Source organism: Micromonospora sp. DH14 (genome assembly GCF_029809455.1).
Classification (GTDB): Bacteria; Actinomycetota; Actinomycetes; order Mycobacteriales; family Micromonosporaceae; genus Micromonospora; species Micromonospora parva.
On record NZ_JARVKT010000043.1, the window covers coordinates 30,758 to 48,865 of the forward strand.

The 18,108-nt window shown below is 71.6% G+C and carries 12 protein-coding genes and 1 riboswitch; of the genes, 9 read left to right on the forward strand and 3 right to left on the reverse strand.

The features are described 5' to 3' along the window. Nucleotides 1-125 precede the first annotated feature (125 nt). Both QCZ28_RS31785 and QCZ28_RS31790 read left to right on the forward strand, forming a co-directional pair. Complete coding sequence (locus QCZ28_RS31785) at nt 126-731, forward strand: methyltransferase (RefSeq protein WP_279520025.1); 606 nt, start codon at nt 126-128, stop codon at nt 729-731. A 40-nt stretch (nt 732-771) separates the two neighbouring features. Beyond that, nucleotides 772-2,451, forward strand: coding sequence for an ATP-binding cassette domain-containing protein (locus QCZ28_RS31790; RefSeq protein ID WP_279520026.1), 1,680 nt, complete (start codon nt 772-774; stop codon nt 2,449-2,451). Between the two features lie 63 nt (nt 2,452-2,514). On the opposite strand, the gene QCZ28_RS31795 is transcribed toward QCZ28_RS31790, so the two are convergent. Beyond that, a complete protein-coding gene (locus QCZ28_RS31795; protein WP_279520027.1) occupies nt 2,515-5,316 on the reverse strand; it encodes a BTAD domain-containing putative transcriptional regulator in 2,802 nt (933 codons plus the stop codon). Nucleotides 5,317-5,491: 175 nt separating this feature from the next. On the opposite strand from QCZ28_RS31795, the gene QCZ28_RS31800 reads away from it, so the two are divergent. Both QCZ28_RS31800 and QCZ28_RS31805 read left to right on the forward strand, forming a co-directional pair. After that, on the forward strand, nt 5,492-6,064 hold the full coding sequence (locus QCZ28_RS31800) for a peptidoglycan-binding domain-containing protein (protein ID WP_279520028.1): 573 nt from the start codon (nt 5,492-5,494) through the stop codon (nt 6,062-6,064). Nucleotides 6,065-6,232: 168 nt separating this feature from the next. Then, a complete protein-coding gene (locus QCZ28_RS31805; protein WP_279520029.1) occupies nt 6,233-7,195 on the forward strand; it encodes an aldo/keto reductase in 963 nt (320 codons plus the stop codon). Between the two features lie 373 nt (nt 7,196-7,568). Here the strand turns inward: QCZ28_RS31805 and QCZ28_RS31810 are convergent, their stop codons facing one another. After that, nucleotides 7,569-8,228: a hypothetical protein gene (locus QCZ28_RS31810; RefSeq protein WP_279520030.1), complete on the reverse strand. Its 660-nt coding sequence runs from the start codon at nt 8,226-8,228 to the stop codon at nt 7,569-7,571. A gap of 71 nt (nt 8,229-8,299) precedes the next feature. Further along, the gene (locus QCZ28_RS31815) at nt 8,300-14,131 is read right to left on the reverse strand and encodes a ThuA domain-containing protein (RefSeq protein ID WP_279520031.1); all 5,832 of its coding nucleotides are present in this window, start codon (nt 14,129-14,131) and stop codon (nt 8,300-8,302) included. Between the two features lie 312 nt (nt 14,132-14,443). Further along, a riboswitch (TPP riboswitch) is annotated at nt 14,444-14,553 on the forward strand. On the opposite strand from QCZ28_RS31815, the gene thiE reads away from it, so the two are divergent. The 5 genes from thiE to QCZ28_RS31840 all read left to right on the forward strand — a co-directional run. Continuing rightward, nucleotides 14,548-15,174 carry a thiamine phosphate synthase gene (gene thiE / locus QCZ28_RS31820; RefSeq protein ID WP_279520032.1) on the forward strand — a complete coding sequence of 209 codons (627 nt, stop codon included), beginning with the start codon at nt 14,548-14,550 and terminating at the stop codon, nt 15,172-15,174. Its footprint overlaps the riboswitch before it by 6 nt. Next, on the forward strand, nt 15,171-16,331 hold the full coding sequence (thiO, locus tag QCZ28_RS31825; protein ID WP_279520037.1) for a glycine oxidase ThiO: 1,161 nt from the start codon (nt 15,171-15,173) through the stop codon (nt 16,329-16,331). Before thiE ends, thiO begins: the two co-directional genes overlap by 4 nt. Then, a complete protein-coding gene (thiS, locus tag QCZ28_RS31830) occupies nt 16,322-16,522 on the forward strand; it encodes a sulfur carrier protein ThiS (RefSeq protein WP_279520033.1) in 201 nt (66 codons plus the stop codon). The genes thiO and thiS overlap by 10 nt, the downstream gene beginning before the upstream one ends. Next, complete coding sequence (locus tag QCZ28_RS31835; RefSeq protein WP_279520034.1) at nt 16,519-17,298, forward strand: thiazole synthase; 780 nt, start codon at nt 16,519-16,521, stop codon at nt 17,296-17,298. Before thiS ends, QCZ28_RS31835 begins: the two co-directional genes overlap by 4 nt. Before the next feature lie 113 nt (nt 17,299-17,411). Then, nucleotides 17,412-18,108 (forward strand): thiamine phosphate synthase (locus QCZ28_RS31840; RefSeq protein ID WP_347815145.1); only part of this gene is annotated, 697 nt, incomplete at its 3' end.

Consider the following 18,108-nt stretch of genomic DNA (forward strand, 5'->3'; position numbering starts at 1 on the left):
CAGAGTAGGAGCGATTGTCCCTTTAGGGGGTAATTTCGAAGAAATGCGCGCGTGGGTCGGGCCAGGTCCGTGGAGAAGGCCGATCGCCCCGGCGCTCCTTCCCGGGCCGGTGCGAGAATTGCCCGGTGACCGGCGACCACTACTTCACCGCTCAGCCCACCAGCGACGCCCCGGCGCGCGAGGTCGAGTTCTCCGTCGCCGACCGCGACTACCGGCTCGCCTCGGCCGGCGGAGTCTTCTCCGCCAGCCGGCTCGACCCGGGCACCGCCGTGCTGCTGCGCAAGGCCGAGCTGCCCGCCGCCGACACCGTGGGCGACCTGCTCGACCTCGGTTGCGGGTTCGGGCCGATCAGCTGCGTCCTGGCCGACCTCGCGCCGGCCAGCACCATCTGGGCCGTCGACGTCAATGCCCGGGCCCGCGAGCTGACCGCCGCCAACGCGGCTCGGATCGGCGCCGCCGACCGGGTCCGGGTCAGCGCACCGGACGACGTCCCGGAAGACCTCCGCTTCGCCCAGCTCTGGTCGAACCCGCCCATCCGGATCGGCAAGGACGAGCTGCACGACCTGCTGCTGCGCTGGCTGCCCCGACTCGCCCCGGACGGCGTCGGCTGGTTGGTCGTCGCCCGACACCTCGGCGGCGACTCGCTGCAACGCTGGCTCACCGAGCAGAGTTGGCAGGTCGAGCGGTACGCCAGCCAGAAGGGCTTCCGGGTGCTGCGCGTCACCCGGTAATTGGATGTACCCCCGACCCTCACTGGGGCAGGATCCCGGCGTGGGATACGTGGACGTGGCAGCGGTCGGGCACATCCTGCCCGACGGTCGGGAACTCTTCGCCGACGTGTCGTTCCGGGTCGGGGAGGGCAGCAAGGTCGCCCTGGTCGGGCCGAACGGCGCGGGAAAGACGACGCTGCTGAGGATGGTCGCCGGCGACCTGCCGGTGCGCACCGGCGTCGTCGCACGAGCCGGCGGGCTGGGCGTGATGCGCCAGTTCATCGGCATGATCGGCGACGAGTCGAGCCTCGCCGACCTGGCGTTGTCGCTGGCCCCTCCGGCCCTGCGCGACGCCGGCCGGCGACTCGGCGAGACCGAGGCGGCCATGCGGGCGGCCGAGGCCCACGGCAAGTTCAGCAACGCCGCGGGCAAGGCCCAGCTGGCGTACGCCGATGCGCTCGGCGCCTGGGGCGAGGCCGGCGGGTACGACGCCGAGGTGCTCTTCGACACCGTCGCGACGATCGTGCTCGGCCAGCCGTGGGACGCCGTCCGGGACCGGCCGGTGCGTACCCTCTCCGGCGGTCAGCAGAAGCGCTTCGCGCTGGAGTTGCTGCTGCGCGGCCCGGACGAGGTGCTGCTGCTCGACGAGCCGGACAACTTCCTCGACGTGCCCGGCAAACGCTGGCTGGAGGCGCGACTGCGCGAGTCGACGAAGTCGGTGCTCTACGTCTCGCACGACCGCGAGCTGCTCGCCCAGAGTGCCGACCGGGTGGTCGCCGTCGAGGGTGGCAGTGCCTGGGTGCACCCGGGCGGCTTCGCCAGCTGGCACGAGGCACGGGTGGCCCGGCACGCCCGCCTCGACGAGCTGCGCCGACGTTGGGACGAGGAGCACCAGAAGCTGCGCGAGCTGATGCTGATGTACAAGCAGAAGGCCGCGTACAACGACGGGTTGGCCTCGCGCTACCAGGCCGCGCAGACCCGGTTGCGTAAGTTCGAGGAGGCCGGGCCGCCGCCCGTACCCCCAAAGGACCAGGACATCCGGATGCGCCTGGCCGGCGGGCGGACCGGCAAGCGCGCGGTCGTCTGCGAGCAGCTGGAGCTGGACGGCCTGACCTTCCCCTTCGACCTGGAGATCTGGTACGGCGACCGGGTGGCGGTGCTCGGTGCCAACGGCACCGGCAAGTCGCACTTCCTACGGCTGCTGGCCCGCGGCGGCACCGACCCGGACCCGGCCAACGGGCCGGTCGACGGGGCGGGCGCGCTCGCTCCGGTGGCGCACGACGGCGTGGCCCGGTTGGGTGCCCGGGTGCGTCCCGGGCACTTCTCCCAGACCCATGACCGGCCGGAGCTGATGTCCAAGACGCTGGTCGAGATCCTGTGGCGGGGCGACGAGCACCGCACCGGGATGGACCGACACGCGGCGATGGGCGTGCTCAGCCGCTACGAGCTGGCCGCGCAGGGCGACCAGCGGTTCGGCACGCTCTCCGGCGGGCAGCAGGCCCGGTTCCTGGTGCTGCTGCTGGAGCTGTCCGGGGCGACCCTGCTGCTGCTCGACGAGCCCACCGACAACCTCGACCTGGCCAGCGCGGAAGCCCTCGAAGCGGGCCTGAACGCGTTCGAGGGGACGGTGATCGCGGTCACCCACGACCGCTGGTTCACCCGCTCCTTCGACCGGTTCGTGCTGTTCCGCGGCGACAGTGAGGTGGTGGAGACCCCGGAACCGGTCTGGGACGTCGGGTGATCCCGGCCGACCTGCCCGACCAGCTGTACGCCGTCGAGTTGCCGCACAGCTGAACCCGGCGGGCTAGGACGCAACCAGGCGTTCGAGGCGTTGGCGGCCCTCCTCGGCCGCGGGGTCGCCCACGTCCTCGTAGATTCGCACGGCTTGGTCCCAGGCGGCGGCAGCAGCGGTCAGGTCGCCCATCCCTTCCCGGGTGTCCCCGAGCCGGATGAGGGTCTCTGCCTCGTGGTAGCGGTCGGCCGAGTCGCGGAAAAGTTGGATCGCCTGCTCATAGCAGTCGGCCGCGCGGTCGCGTTCACCGAGGCGGTGGTAGGCGAAACCCAGGCTGTCCAGCGTCGCGGCCTGGCCGTTGCGATCGTCGCTCCGTCGTTGCTGGTCGAGTGCTTCGGTGCAGCTCTCGATGGCCTGGACATAGTCGCCGGTGGTGGCCAGCAGCCACCCGATCGCGTTGAGTGTCCGAGCTTCACCCGAGCGGTTACCGACCAGCCGGTAGAGCCGTAGCGCCTCGCGACCGTGTGCGAGGGCTTCCTCGAACCGGCCGTCCAGATAGCAGAGTTCACAGTAGTTGTGCAGCGTCTGCGCCTGACCAGTCGGATCGCCGAGGCGTTCGTGCAGCTCAAGTGCGCGCTTCAGTCGGTCCTCGGCGGCATCGCGGTCGCCGAGTCGGGTCAGCGCCCGGGAGAGCAGCCGGTTGGCAGCAGCCTGACCGGCCAGGTCGTCGATCTTCTCTGCGGCGGCCAGCGCGACCCGTTGGATGTCGAGCTGGTCCTGCCACAGGCCACGCGGCGCGACGAAGGTGTTCAACGCCCAGGCGATCTGCCAGGCGTACGCTTCGAACCCGTTCTCGGCGGCCTGCCGAACCATTCGAATCAGCACCCGGTGCTCCGCCATGAACCAGGCGAGCGCGCCGCCGTGATCGGTCACCGGCCGCCTGGCGGTGACGGGCAGCGGCGGAACCGGCTCGATCGGGGGCCACTGCGGCTGGAGCAGTAGCGCGGCCGGATAGGCGGCGTGCAGGTAGTGGTCGTACAGGCGCTGCCGGGCGGCCGTGCGTTCGTCGGCGCGCTCCGACGACTCCGCGAGCTCGGCCGCGTACGCGCGCAGAAGGTCGTGGAAGGCGTAGCGGCCAGGCGCGTGCTCGGCCAGCAGATTCAGCCGGGTCAGCTCCCGCAGTCTCGGCGTAACGGCTGCGGTCGGCACGCCGGCGAGCGCCGCCGCCGCGGCGGCGGTCAGGTCCGGGCCCGGATGCAGCCCCAGCAGAGTGAACAGCCGGGCCGCGTCCTGCCCCAGGGCCAGGTACGACCAGGAGAAGACGCGCCGCACGTCACCGTCGGCCAACACGTCCAGCCTGGCTTCGGTGGAGTGCAATTCGGCGGCGATGGCGCCGAGCGGAAACGTGGGATGGGTGGCGACGCGTGCCGCCACTATCGACAGCGCCAGTGGAAGCCGGCCAGCGGCCTCGACGATCTCGTCCACCGCAGCCGGCTCGGAGGCAAGGCGGCTGGCCCCGATCCGACCGGCGAGCAGGCTCATCGACTCGTCCGCCGTGAGCACGCCCAGCGTCAACGGCACCGCGCACTCGGCGGCGATCAGGCCACCGAGCCGGTCCCGGCTGGTGACCACGACCATGCAGCCGCCGGCACCGGGCAACAGGGCGCGAACCTGGGCGGAGTCGCGGGCGTTGTCGAGCACGACGAGCATCCGGCGAGAGGCCAGCAGGCTGCGGTAGAGGCCACTGCGGGCCTCCATGCCGGCGGGTATCCGGGCGTGGGGCACGCCGAGCGCTTCGAGGAATTCGGACAGGGCGTCGAGCGGGGACACCACGCCGGCTTCGTCGTAACCCCGAAGGTTCACATACAGCTGGCCGTCGGGGAAGCGGTCGGCAACCCGGTGCGCCCAGTGCAAGGCCAGGGCGGTTTTGCCAACTCCCGCCATGCCCGACACCGCGGATATGACCACGGTGGTCGACCTCTGCGCCTCGCCGCCCAGTAGCGCGTCGAGGCTGGCCAGCTCGGCGCTGCGACCAACGAACTCCGGTACCGCGCGCGGCAGCTGCTCGGGGCGCAGGATGTGCGGCCCCGGCGCCGGCCCGTTCGACCCCGATGGCGGTTGCGTTGCCAATCCCGGTCGGTGATGCAGGATGTCGTCGTAGACCTTGATGAGTTCCGGCGTGGGATCGAGGCCGGTCTCCTCCGCCAGCGCCTGCCGAGCTTGCCGGAAGGCGTCCAATGCGCCGGCCACGTCGCCGATGCGATACAGGCCCACCATCAGCTGGCCCCACGCCCGCTGCCGCAGCGGGTGTCGGTCGAGCAGGGTCCGCAGTCGGCGTACCACCTCGGCCGGCGCGCCGAGCGCCAGCACCGCGTCGGCGTAGTCCTCCTCGACGAGCAGCCGGCGCTCCTCGATCTGCGCCACCCGCCTGGCCAGAGCTGAACGCAGGGGCAGGCCCGACAGCGGTGCCCCGCGCCAGATTCCCAGCGCGGCGGAGAGTTCGGCCTCGGCAAGGTCCATATCGGCGGCGGCGAGAGCGTCGCGCCCCCGGGCCGCCGCAGTGTCGAAAAGGTCCAGGTCCCGCTCGTCGGGGCCCACCCGGAGCCGGTAGCCGCCCGCCACTGCGGTTATCCCGTCCCAGGACGCCCCGTCGCTGAGCGACTGCCGCAGCCCGCGCACGTAGGTGCGTAGGTTCGCAGCCGCCGACACCGGCTCTTCGTCGCCCCAGAGCATCAGGGCCAACTCGTTGGTGCCGACGACCTCGTTCGGACGCAACAGCAGGGTGGCCAACAGGAGACGCTGCTTCACCGAGCCCAGCGGAACCAGCCGGCCCTCGCGGTACACCCGGAACGGGCCAAGGATTTCGAAACGCAACCAGGCACCTCACAGATGGGCGCTGCAATCCGTCGCCAGACGCACCGCGCCTGGGATGACGGGGCGGGCGGGTGACCTGTACGCCAATTGTGCGGCGGATGTACCGGCCCCACCCTACCGTTCAACCGTCCCATCGCCCATCGAGGTATCCACCTCTGTCCACGCAAGGAGATGCATGTCTTCGCTCCACTCCATCCGCCGCGTGCTCCGTCGGGCTGCCGTCCCCGCAGTCGGCGCGGCGTTGGCCATCGGCATCAACGTCACCCTCGCCACGCCGGCTGTGGCCAGCGGCTCCTACACCGGCAGGGCGTACGTCTACGGCACCGGTGCGGTATCTGACGACTTCGATGACGAGGGCGTCGCCAACGTCGGAACGCACCGCAGCTCGAACGTCACCTGTCTGTGGCAGACCATTCTCTGGGCAAATGGTTACCTGCCCTCGTCCGGGGTCGATGGCATCTTCGGCGACCAGACCGATGCCGCAACGAGGAACTTCCAGCGGGACAAGAGCCTCAGCGCGGACGGCTCCGCTGGCCGGAACAGCTGGACGAAGGCCGGCGACAGGCTCGTGCAGAACGACGACCAGAACGGGTGGCGGTACGTGGTGTACCGGGGGGCACGGGGCTCCAGGAGCGCGTACAGCGCGCACGAGTTCGTCTTGCAGCGCTCGCCCGACGGAAACTACCGGTTCTACCCGCCTCAGGGCGGCGGCCCCTACTGGGCCACCTACAACACCCGCACCTGCTGACCTCCAGGCTCCGCGAGCGTCTCCGGGGGCCGCTGGGCGTCTGCATCGTCTCGGTGGCCCCGGGAGGGCCGGTCAGGCTGGCGAGCCGCATCGAAACCGCCCGTGAGCTGCTCACCGAGGTGCTCAGCTCAGCCTCCGCCGGGACGGCCCGCACCCGGCCGGCATAGGGTGGATCTCGTGACTGACATGACCTATCGCCGGCTGGGCGACTCCGGGCTCGTGGTGTCCGTGGTCGGCATCGGCTGCAACAACTTCGGCCGCAAGCTCGACCTCGACGGCACCCGGGCGGTGGTGGACGCGGCAGTGGACGCCGGGATCACCCTCTTCGACACCGCCGACATCTACGGCGAGCCGCAGGGCGGCTCCGAGGAGCTGCTCGGGCAGGCGCTCAAGGGCCGCCGGGACGACGTGGTGCTGGCCACCAAGTTCGGCATGGACATGAACGGCCTCAACGGGCCGGACTACGGCGCGCGGGGTGCACGGCGCTACATCGCCCGTGCGGTGGAGGCGTCGCTGCGCCGGCTCGGCACCGACCACATCGACCTGTACCAGATGCACGAGCCCGACCCGGGCACCCCGATCGACGAGACCCTCGCCGCCCTGGACGACCTGGTCCGCGACGGCAAGGTGCGTTACCTGGGCAACTCCAACTTCGCCGGCTGGCAGATCGCCGACGCGGACTGGGTCGCCTCGTCCAACGGTCGGTCGCGCTTCATCAGCGCGCAGAACCACTACAGCCTGGTGGAGCGCTCGGTGGAGGCCGAGGTGATCCCGGCGTGCGAGCGGTTCGGCCTCGGCATGCTGCCGTTCTTCCCGCTCGCCAACGGCCTGCTGACCGGCAAGTACAAGCGCAGCGAGCAGCCCCCGGCCGGCAGCCGGCTCTCCGGCGGTGGCCGGTACGCCGAGCGGCTCGCCGCGGCCGACTGGGACACCATCGAGGCGATCGAGGCGTACGCGGCCGAGCGGGGTCTGAGCATGCTCCAGGTGGCGATCGGTGGGCTGGCCGCCCAGCCGGCGGTGACCTCGGTGATCGCCGGTGCCACCACGCCCGAGCAGGTACGCGCCAACGCCGCCGCCGGCACCTGGGAGCCCAGCGACGACGACCTGGCGGCGCTGCGCGCCATCCTCTGAGCGGTGCGGCCTGGCTCGCGGTGCGGCCTGGCTCGCGGTGCGGCTGGGCTCGGGGCGGTGCGGCCGGCGCGGCGCCCTGATCCACTCGTGTTCCTGGAAGTCGGGGTGACCTGGGGCCGGGGAAGGCGCGGTTTCATGAAAGTCGAGTCGATCATGACCGGCGGGGCGGCCAGGTGACGCCTGCGCGGGCTGGCGGTGACCGACCAACCCCGGTTCGGTGGGTGAGATGACGATGGGCCGGGCCGCTGGTTGCGGCCCGGCCCGTTTCGTCGTCAGTGTCGGTCAGTCGGCCGCGCCGGCGAGATCGTCGTGGTCTGTCGGTGCCCCGGCGAGATCGTGGTGCTCCGTCGGTGCGGCGGCGAGATCGTCTTCGTCAGTTGGTGCGGCGGCGGCCGAACAGCATGGCCACCCCCATTGCCGCGGCGACGAGGACCAGGCCGGCCGCCGCGAACGGCCACCAGCCGGCGCCCGCCCCGCCTGCCCCGTCCGTTGGCTTGGTCACCGCGACCGGCTCGGGCGCCGGTGGTGACTGCGCCGCCCGGGCCTGCACCGTGGCGGTGGCCTTGCCCGCCAACGGGGCGGGGGAGTTCACCGTCACCTTCCAGGTGCCGGTGGAGAGCACCGGGCCGCTGCTGTAGAAGCCGTGCCCCTCGGGCTGCGGTTCCAACTGCACCGGCCCGACCTTCTGCCCGTCGGGGCCGGTGGCGGTGAGGACCAGCCGCACCACCTGTTCCAGCCGGCGGCCATCGGTGTAGCTGGCCTGGATGGTGACGCCCTGAGCGCCGTCGCCGGCCACCGTGAGCTTGAGCTTGTCGGCCTGCGCCGCCCGGGCCGCCGGAGCGGCTTGCGCCGCTGGGGCGGCCTGCGCCACCCGGGCCGCCTGCCCCGCCGGAGCAGCCTGCGCGGCCTGCGCGGCCTGCGTCGCCTGCGCGGCCTGCGTCGCCTGCGCGGCGTGCGCCGCTGGGGCGGCGGCGAACAGGGTCAGGGCCAGTCCGACGGACCCGGCGGCCAACACCTTGCGGATACCCGTCACGGACATCCCCTCCCTACCGATGAGGGAGGCCCCTCCCCGACGCCGTAGCGCCGGGGAGGGGCCTCGTCGGATCAGAGCTGGCGACCGGGTGCCAGCCGGGTGGCGTCACCACCGAGCCGTCCGGTGCCCTTGACCGAGTCGCCGTCGTTCGCCTTGACCCCGGCCTTGCTGGCCGCGCCGCCGAGCCGAACGATCATGGCGTCGGCGTCCCGGATCAGGACGTCCCGGACCTCCGCCTCGGGCACCAGGGTGGTGTCAGAGGCGAGCGTCCGGAACGCGGTCAGCTGCCGTACGGCCGCCTTGTCGTCGCCGGCCGCCTCGGACGCCCGCACAGCGTCGAGCTTGTTCGACAGCTGCTTGTGCGCCTTGGTCGAGAGCCGCCCCGTCGCCTTGAACCGGTCCAGCAGACTCTGCATGTCCCGGAACGAGGTGGTGACGAAGAACCGGACCGTCGAGGTGGTCTTGTTGCCCGCCTTGTCGGTCGCGGTCACGGTCAGCTCGTGCAGGCCGAGCGACAGGTCGTACATGGCCTGCAGCGTGCCGCTGGCGTACGCCTGGCCGTCGAGCTGGCCGACCACGGTCGCGATGCCCGAGGTCGGGTCGACGGCCTGCCAGGACACTCGAACGTCCTGGCTGTCACCGTAGAGCTGGCCGTCGGCGAGACCGGAGACCAGCAGTGTCGGCTTGGTGCCGTCGATCTTCAAGACCGCCGACTTGAGCGTCTCGGCGTTGCCCGCCTTGTCGGTCGAGCGGTACAGCAGCTCGTGCTGCCCGTCACCGGTCACCTCGACCGGCGTCGTGTACGGCGTCCACGCGCCACCGTCCAACGACCACTCCACCGTCTTGACGCCGGAACCGGCGTCGGTGGAGGCCAGCACGACCGGGATGGTCCCGTTGTGCCAGCCGGCGTCGTTCGCCGGAGCGAACGTCGCAGTGGTCACCGGCGCGGTGGCGTCGATCTTGACCGAGACGGTCTTGGTCGCCTCCACGTTGCCTGCCTTGTCCGTCGAGCGGAACCGGAGCTCGTGCTCGCCGTCCCCGCTGACCGCCACCGGAGCGGTGTACGCCGTCCAGGTGGTGGCCCCGTCCAGCTGGTACTCGGTGCTGGCGAGCCCGCTACCGCCGGCCTCGTCGGCGCCGGTGAGCGTGATCGTCACCGGTCCGGTGTACCACCCGTCGGTCGGGGTGCCGGAAACCGCCGAGGTGGTCACCGGTGCGGCCTCGTCGGCCACCTCCGTGCTGAGCCGGAAGTAGTCGAACGAGGCGGTCTTCGACGCCGTCTGGTTGGCACCGAGGGTGAACAGCCCCACCTTCGGGGTGGCACCCACCGCGGTGTTGGTCAGCGCCTCCAACGCGGTCCAGGACGTCCCGTCCGCCGAGTACGACGCGGTGAACGTGTTGCCGACGCGCGCCAACCGCAGGTGCCAGACGGCGCTGGTCAGGTTGGTCACCTCCGGCTGCGGGTTCTGCACCGCACCGGCGATCTCGCTGCGGAACTCGATCCGCCGCGTCACCGCCGAGCCGGCCTGGTTGTCCGCGATGAAGTCGAACTTCAGGTAGTTGTCGTCGTCGGCCTGCACGAGCAGACCGGCCTGCTGGTACTGCTCGTTCAGCAGACTGCCGTCGACCTTCGTCTCCAGGGTCCAGTCGCCCGACGGCGCGGTCTGAAGGATGAAGTTCTTCGGCCCGGTGTTGTCGGTGCCGTAGATGTCACCGTTGGGCACGTCGATCCGCAACGCGCCACCGGTGACCCGGTAACCGGTCGGGTCCTCCCGCAGGATCGCGTCCCACCGGCACTTGTCCAGCGTGGTGCCGTTGAACTCGTCCGACGGGTCGACCGGCCCGGCCGGGGCGTCCGGCGTCACCTGGAACGAGTCGAAGGCCGCCTCGACAACCGGTGCCGCGGTGCCACCGTTGAGCGCGAAGACCCCGATCCGCGGGTTGGTGATGCCGGCGAGCGCGGCCGAACGGCCGACCGGGGTGAACGTCTGGCCGTCGCTCGAAACGGACGCGGTCAGGTTCGTCCCGTCGCTGGTGACCCGCAGGTACACGGTGTCACCCGCCGGTGCGTTGGTGGCGTCGGCGGACTCGTTGCGCGGCGTGCCCGCCGTCTCCCGGATGAACTCCACCCGCCGGCTGCCGTTGTACAGCAGGTCCAGCTTGGCGTAGTTGTCGTCGTCGCCGTACACCAGCAGGCCGGCCTGCTGGTAGTTGGCCGTCACCGGCAGGGTGACCTTGGTGGTCATCTCCCACGCGCCGGTCGGAGCCGCCTGGAGCACCAGGTTGGTGGCGTCGTTGCGTGCGCCGTAGAGGTCACCCACGCCGGTGGGCAGCCGCAGTGCGCCATCACTGAGCGAGTAGAGCTGGTTCTCCCGGATCACGCTGGTCCAGCGGTCCTTGTCGAGCGTGTTGCCGTTGAAGTCGTCCGAACGCGCCCCGAAGCAGGACGTGTCCGGCGCGTCGACCCGCACCGGCACCGTGGCGTACGACTTGGCGCCCTTGCTGTCGGTCACCGTGAGGGTGGCCGTGAAGGTGCCCGCGCTGGTGTAGGTGTGGCTGGCGTCCAGGGTGGTCGCCGTGCCGCCGTCACCGAAGTCCCAGGCGTACGTCAGCGGGGTGTCGCCCTCGGCGTCGGTGGCCGTGCCGTCGAAGGCGACGGTGACCGGTGCGGTGCCGGTGGCCGGGGTGGCCGTGGCGCTGACCACCGGCGGCGCGTTCTCGGTGACACCGCGGCCGACGAAGTCCATCCAGTTGACGTTGAACAGCGAACCCGATCCGCCGTTCGGGTCGCGGGCGAGGAAGTACAGCGAGCCGCTCGCGGCGCCGGTGACCGGTGCGCTCACGTCCGTGTACGTCTGCCACGCGCCGGTCGCCGGCACGGTGGCCGTGGCGACCACCGGTCCGTCAACCGCACCGGCGCGGACCTCGATCCGACCGCCAGCGGCGGCGGAGGCGGCCCGGAACCGGATCTCGGTGATGTTCGTCAGGTCCGCCGGGGCGAGCGACCACCAGTCGCCGTCCTCGATGAACCCGATGTTCTGACCGCCGCCGGCGGTGTCGGCGCCGGTCTCCCGCTGCACGCCGGCGTCGCCGCCGCCGGTGCTCACCGGTGCCCGCCCGGTGGCGGTGAAGAACTCGGCCTGCTTGCGCTTGGGCTGCAGCACCTCGATCACCCGACCGGTGAGCGGGCTGGCGCCGCCGGCGCCACCGTCGTCGGTGTAGGTGGCCTCGAAGACCGCGAAGACGTTCGCCTCGGCGCCGTGCCCGGAGGCGAGCGACGTCTGGACGGTGCCGGTGCAGCCGGTGTGCTGCTCCAACGGGTGGGCGTGCTCGTCGTGACCCAGGAGCACCTGGAGGTTCACCCGGTCACAGTCGATCTCCCCGTCCTCCGGGTCGGTCACCTTGATCGAGTAGCGGACCTGGTCGCCCCACTCGAAGAACCCGCCGTCCGGCGGGAACTCGATGGTCACCGTCGGAGCCGTGTTGCCCACGGTGACCGGCACGTTGGCCACCGCGGTACGGCCCTTGGGGTTGGTGACGGTGAGCTGGGCGGTGTAGTTGCCCGCCGTGGCGTACGTGTGGGTCGGGTTCGCCTCGGTGGAGGTCTGCCCGTCACCGAAGGCCCAGGCGTAGGTGAGCGTGCCGCCGTCCGGGTCCCGGGATCCGGCGCTGGAGAAGGTCACCGTCAACGGTGCCGCACCCGAGGTCGGGGTGGCGGACGCCGCAGCGATCGGTGCGCGGTCCCCGGCGGTGTAGTCGATCCGGTAGACGCCCGAGTTGTCGTTGTTGCCGCCGAAGCCGCTGCCCCACTCGATCAGGTACAACGCGCCGTCGGGGCCGAACTCGAAGTCCATCGGCCGGATCATGCTCATGCCGGTGAGCAGCTGGTTGATGTCCACCAACGACTTGCCGTCGGGGGTCAGCTGCATGGTGTACATCTTGTTCTGGTTCCACTCGCCGAGCAGCGCCTTGCCGTCGTAGTACGCCGGCCACTTGCGGGTCGAGTTGAGGTCCGCGTCGTAGCGGTAGACCGGGCCACCCATCGGTGCGCCACCGCCGCCGATCTCCGGGTAACGCGCGTCACCGGCGTACCCGTAGTCGACGGTCGCGGGGACGACCGGCGGGAGGTTGGTCAGGCCGGTGTTGTTGGGCGAGTTGTTCACCGGCGCGGCACAGTCGAACTTCGCGCCGCTCGGGCCGGACGGGAACGTGTAGTCGTTGTAGGCCTCGTTCGTCCCGGTGCAGTACGGCCAGCCGTAGTTGCCGGGGGTCACGATGTTCCACTCGACCAGGCCCCGAGGGCCGCGGTTCGGGTTGTCGGAGTTGGCGTCCGGCCCGTAGTCCGCGACGTACAGGGTGTTCGTCTTCGGGTCGGTGCCGATCCGGAACGGGTTGCGGAAGCCCATCGCGTAGATCTCGGGACGGGTCTTCTCGGTGCCCGGCGCGAACAGGTTGCCGGCCGGAACGGTGTACGTCCCGTCGTCCTCCGGGTGGATCCGGATCACCTTGCCGCGCAGGTCGTTCGTGTTGGCCGAGGTGCGCTGCGCGTCGTAGTCCTGGCGGCCGGCCCGCTCGTCGATCGGCGAGTACGAGTTCGACTCGAACGGGTTGGTGTTGTCGCCGGTGGCCAGGTACAGGTTGCCCTCGCCGTCGAAGGTCATGCTGCCGCCGGCGTGGCAACAGGTGTTGCGCTGGGTGTCGACCCGCAGCACCTGCTTCTCGCTGGCCGGGTCGATGGTGTCACCGGTCACCGTGAACCGGGACAGCAGGTTGCGGGTGACCCCGTCGTTCGGGGCGTAGTACAGGTACACCCACTTGTTGGTGGCGAAGCCCGGGTCGAGCCGGATGCCGATCAGACCGTCCTCGTTGCCGGTGAAGACGTCCAGGTCCACGGCGGTGACGGTGTTGCCGGTGTCCGGCTTGATGATCTGCACCCGACCGTCGCGCTCGATGTAGAAGACCCGCCCGTCGGGGGCGATGTCCAGCTCCATCGGGTTGCTGGTGTTGCTGTCCAGCGAGACCTTCTCGAAGTTGGAGGTCTTCGAGGCGCCACAGTCGGCGTCCACCACACCGGCGGCGCTCTGGATGCCGCCGAGCAGGTGGGAGAGGAAGCCGGGCTCGGCGTACGACTCCCGGGTGTGCCCCAAACCGGTGTACCAGGAGCGGCCACCGTCGTAGTCCTGACACCAGGCGACCGGGTGGTCGGCACCCATCGCGCCGGCGCCGGGGGTGTAGCTCTTCTCGTCCAGGCTGGCCAGCACGTGCACGTCCGGCCGGGGGTTGCTCTGGTAGTTGTACCACTCGTCGAAGCGGGACCAACGGTCCGGCAACTCCGCGGTGGACGGGTGGGCGTGGTCCTCCACCTTGACGGTGGCCGTCTGGTTCTGCGGGTGGTTGGCGAAGTACGCGCCGACCAGGTCGCCGTACCAGGCCCAGCTGTACTCGGTGTCCGACGCGGCGTGGATGCCGACGTAACCACCGCCGGCCTTCACGTAGCGCTCGAACGCCGCCTGCTGCTCGGCGTTGAGCACGTCACCGGTGGTGGAGAGCCAGATCACCGCCTTGTACTTCGCCAGGTTGGCGTCGTTGAATGCGGCGCCGTCCTCGGAGTTGTCAACGGTGAATCCGTTGGCCGCGCCGAGTTGTTGGATGGCGGCGATGCCGGTGGGGATGGAGTCGTGCCGGAAGCCGGCGGTCTTGGAGAAGATCAGGACGGAGTAGGGATCGGCTGCGGCCTTTGGCGCCTTCGGCGCCACCTGGCTGACCGGGGCTGCGGCTTTCGCATCCCGTGGGGGGACCTGGGCGGCCGCCTGGGCGGGCGTGCCGAACAGGGTGGTCGAGGCCATGGCCAGGGAGATCAGGGTTGCGGTGATGGGTACGCGGGCACGACGAGAACGGGACACGCCGCCTCCTGTGTCGTAGTGACAGAGCTCGCGGGAGTCGGCTCGCCGAAGGCCGTCCCTGATGGAGCCGGTGGTGACGCCGTGCCAGGGTGCCCCCACCGACATTTTGTCGAATCGCTGAACAAATTAATTCGGCTGGCTCGATGTCGGGCAAGATGCGGGCGGGTAACGGTTCTGCAACGGCGGGCGACATTCCGAACAGGACCGCATGAAGTGCCCCATGGATCTTGATCGTTCTGATGTGGTCCGGCCTGCCGGTCGCCGCCGACCCGGCACCTTGGCAGTCCGGCGGATCTGTCGTACGGTGACACGCAAGTAACCCACGGGAGCCCGGTGTACCGGGCTGAGAGGGGGGCTGACAGCCCCCGACCGTCGAACCTGATCCGGGTAATGCCGGCGCAGGGAGGAGTGTTGCCGTGCCGTCCCTGGGGCGATTGCATCTCATCACCGACACCCGACCCGGGCGTGACCCACTCGCCGTGGTCCGGGCCGCCCTCAGCGCGGCCCGTGCCGAGCTGGTGGTGCAGGTCCGGGTGGAGGATTCCGCCACCGACCGCGAGGCGTACGACCTGGCCCGACGGGTGCTGACGCTGTGCACCTCGTACGGGGCGTCCTGCCTGGTCAACGACCGGTTGCACGTGGCGCTGGCGGTGGGCGCCGCCGGTGGCCACGTCGGCGCCGACGACCTGCCGGTCGCCGCCGCCCGCCGGGTGCTCGGCCCCACCGGCGTGCTGGGCGCCACCGCCCGCGCGCCGGGCACCGCGGGCGAGGCCGTCGCGGCGGGAGCCAGCTACCTCGGCGTCGGACCGTGCCACACCACCAGCACCAAGACCGGTCTGCCGGATCCCATCGGGCCCGCCGGGGTACGCGCCGTCGTCGACGCCGTCGATGTGCCGGTCATCGCGATCGGTGGAGTGACCGCCGCCCGGGTGCCGGCGCTGCGGGCCGCCGGGGCGTACGGGGTGGCGGTGGTCGGTGCCGTCTCCGCCGCTGCCGACCCGGCACGGGCGACCGCCGCGCTGATCGAGGCCCTGACGTGCTGACCGGCCGGTTCCCGTCAGCGCCGTCGAGCGACCGGGTCCGGCCGGACGTGGCAGTGGTGGGGGCGGGGCCGATCGGGCTGGCGATCGCCTGGCGCTGCGCCGCGCGAGGGCTGCGGGTGGCGGTGCACGATCCCGCACCCGGCTCGGGGGCGTCGTCGGTGGCCGCCGGCATGCTCTCCCCGGTCGCCGAGGCGTACTTCGGCGAACGGCAGCTGACCGCGTTGCTGGTGGCGTCCGCCGAGCGCTGGCCGGCGTTCGCCGCCGAGCTGACCGAGACGACCGGGGTCGGGATCGGCTACCGGACCGAGGGCACAGTGATGGTCGGCCTCACCGGCGACGACCTGGCCGAGGCGCGCCGGCTCTGGGCGTACCAGCAGGGGTTGGGCCTGCCGGTGACGCCGCTGCGCCCCAGCGAGCTGCGCGACCGCGAACCGGCGCTCGCCCCCCGGGTGCGCGGCGGCGCGCTCGCGCCCACCGACCACCAGGTCGATCCCCGGTTGCTGGTGCCGGCGCTGCGCACGGCCGCGCAGCGGGCCGGCGTGGTGCTCGTGCCGCAACCGGTCCGGCGGCTGTCCGATCTGGACGCCGGTGTCACGGTGGTCGCCGCCGGCTGCGGGGCCGCCGCGCTCACCGGCCTGCCGGTGCGGCCGGTGAAGGGTCAGATCCTCCGGCTCCGCGCGCCCGACGGCCTCGCGCCGGGCTTCCGGCACGTGATCCGGGGGTACGCCGACGGCGAGCACGTCTACCTGGTGCCCCGCGCCGACGGCGAGGTGGTGCTCGGCGCGACGGTCGAGGAGCGGTCGGACACCACAGTCACCGCAGGCGCGGTGCAGCGGCTGCTGCGCGCCGGGGTCGACCTGCTGCCCGAACTGGCCGAGTACGACCTGGTCGAGGCGGTCGCCGGGCTGCGCCCGGGCACCCCGGACAACGCGCCGATCCTCGGCCCGCTGCCCGACCGGCCGGACGTGCTGGCCGCCACCGGGCATCACCGGCACGGCATCGTGCTCACCCCGATCACCGCCGACCTGATCGCCGACCTGGTGCTCGGCGGCGGACCCGACCCACTGCTCACGCCCTTGCGGGCGGACCGCTTCGGCCCGACCGGTGCCGTCGTGGGCGGACCTGGACCGACGATGGAGGGGAACCCGTGGAGTTGACGGTGAACGGGGCCGGGCGCAGCGTTCCCGCCGGCGCGTCAGTGGCGGACCTGGTCGACGACATCGTGCCGCACCCACGGGGGGTGGCGGTCGCGGTCAACGGCGAGGTGGTGCCGCGCACCGGCTGGCCGGCCCGAACGCTGCGCGACGGTGACCGGGTCGAGGTGCTCACCGCGGCGCAGGGTGGGTGAGCGGCGTGCCTTTCGAGCTGGGTGGGGCGACCTTCACCTCACGGTTGATCCTCGGCACCGGCGGCGCCGCGAACCTGCACGTGTTGGAGCAGGCGATCCGGGCGTCCGGCACCGAGCTGGTCACAGTGGCGCTGCGGCGGGTGGGCACCGCGCCGGGCTCCACCGGTGGCCTGCTGGAACTGCTGGACCGGTGCGGCGTACGCCTGCTGCCGAACACCGCCGGCTGCCACACCGCGACCGAGGCGGTGAAGGTGGCCCGGCTAGCCCGGGACGCGTTCGACACCGACTGGGTCAAGCTGGAGGTGATCGGCGACGAGCGGACGCTCCTGCCCGACGGGGTGGAGCTGCTCCGCGCCGCCGAGGAGTTGGTCGCCGACGGTTTCACCGTGCTGCCGTACACCAGTGACGACCCGGTGCTCGCCCGCCGCCTCGTCGACGTGGGCTGCGCCGCGGTGATGCCGGCCGGCTCGCCGATCGGTTCGGGGCTCGGCGTCGGCAACCCGCACCACATTCGGCTCATCCGGCAGGGTGTGGACGTGCCGGTGATCCTCGACGCCGGCATCGGCACCGCGTCCGACGCCGCCCTGGCGATGGAGCTGGGCTGTGACGGGGTGCTGCTGGCGAGTGCCGTCACCCGGGCGGCCGACCCGGTGGCGATGGCCACCGCGATGCGGTACGCGGTCGAGGCGGGCCGGCTGGCGGCCGGTGCCGGCCGGATCGAGCGCCGTTTCCACGCGCTCGCCTCCACCCCCGACGAGGGAAGACCCGAGCTGTGACAGCGCCGCCCAGACGAGCCCCCTCAACACCCCACCTGGCCCCCCACCCCACACCTCAGCCGTCAGCAGATCTTGGAAGGAATCTGCCCCTGGAGGGGCCCGTTCCTTCCAAGATCCCGTTGGGGGTTGTCGTTCTCACCGACCGGCGCGTCGCGCTTGGCGGGCTTGAGCGGGTGGTGGCGGGGGCCGTGGCCGGGGGCGTGCGCTGGGTGGTGCTGAGGGAGAAGGACCTGCCGCGCGCCGAGCGTGCCGCCCTCGCCGCTGACCTGCGCGCGATCCTCACCGACGTCGGCGGGACCCTCGTCGTGGCCGGCCCCGACCCGCTCGGCGGCGACGCCGTGCACCTGCCCGCCGCCGGCCCGTACCCGCCGCCGACCCACCAGCTGGTCGGCCGCTCCTGCCACAACCAGGCCGAGCTGGCCCGCCTGACCACCGAGCACTACGCGACGGTCTCCCCGATCTGGCTAACGAAGACCAAGCCGGGCTACGGCCCACCTGTGGGCGTTGCGGGGCTGCGGGCGTTGGTCCGAAGCAGCCCGGTGCCCGTGCTGGCCCTCGGGGGCATCGAAAGACCAGAACAGGTGACTGCCTGCATCCGGGCAGGAGCCACCGGAGTAGCAATCCTGGGCGCGCTCATGCGAGCAGAGGATCCCGCCGAAACAGCCGCCGCTCTGACCAGCGCCTATGCGGAGGCGGTCACCCCTGAGCTGACCCAAACCCGGCGCGGGCTCACCCAGGTCCCCACGTCAGGGCTGCGGCCGACCGTGCCCACGCAGGGATCAAGCCTGACCGCCCGGAGTGGGCACGGTC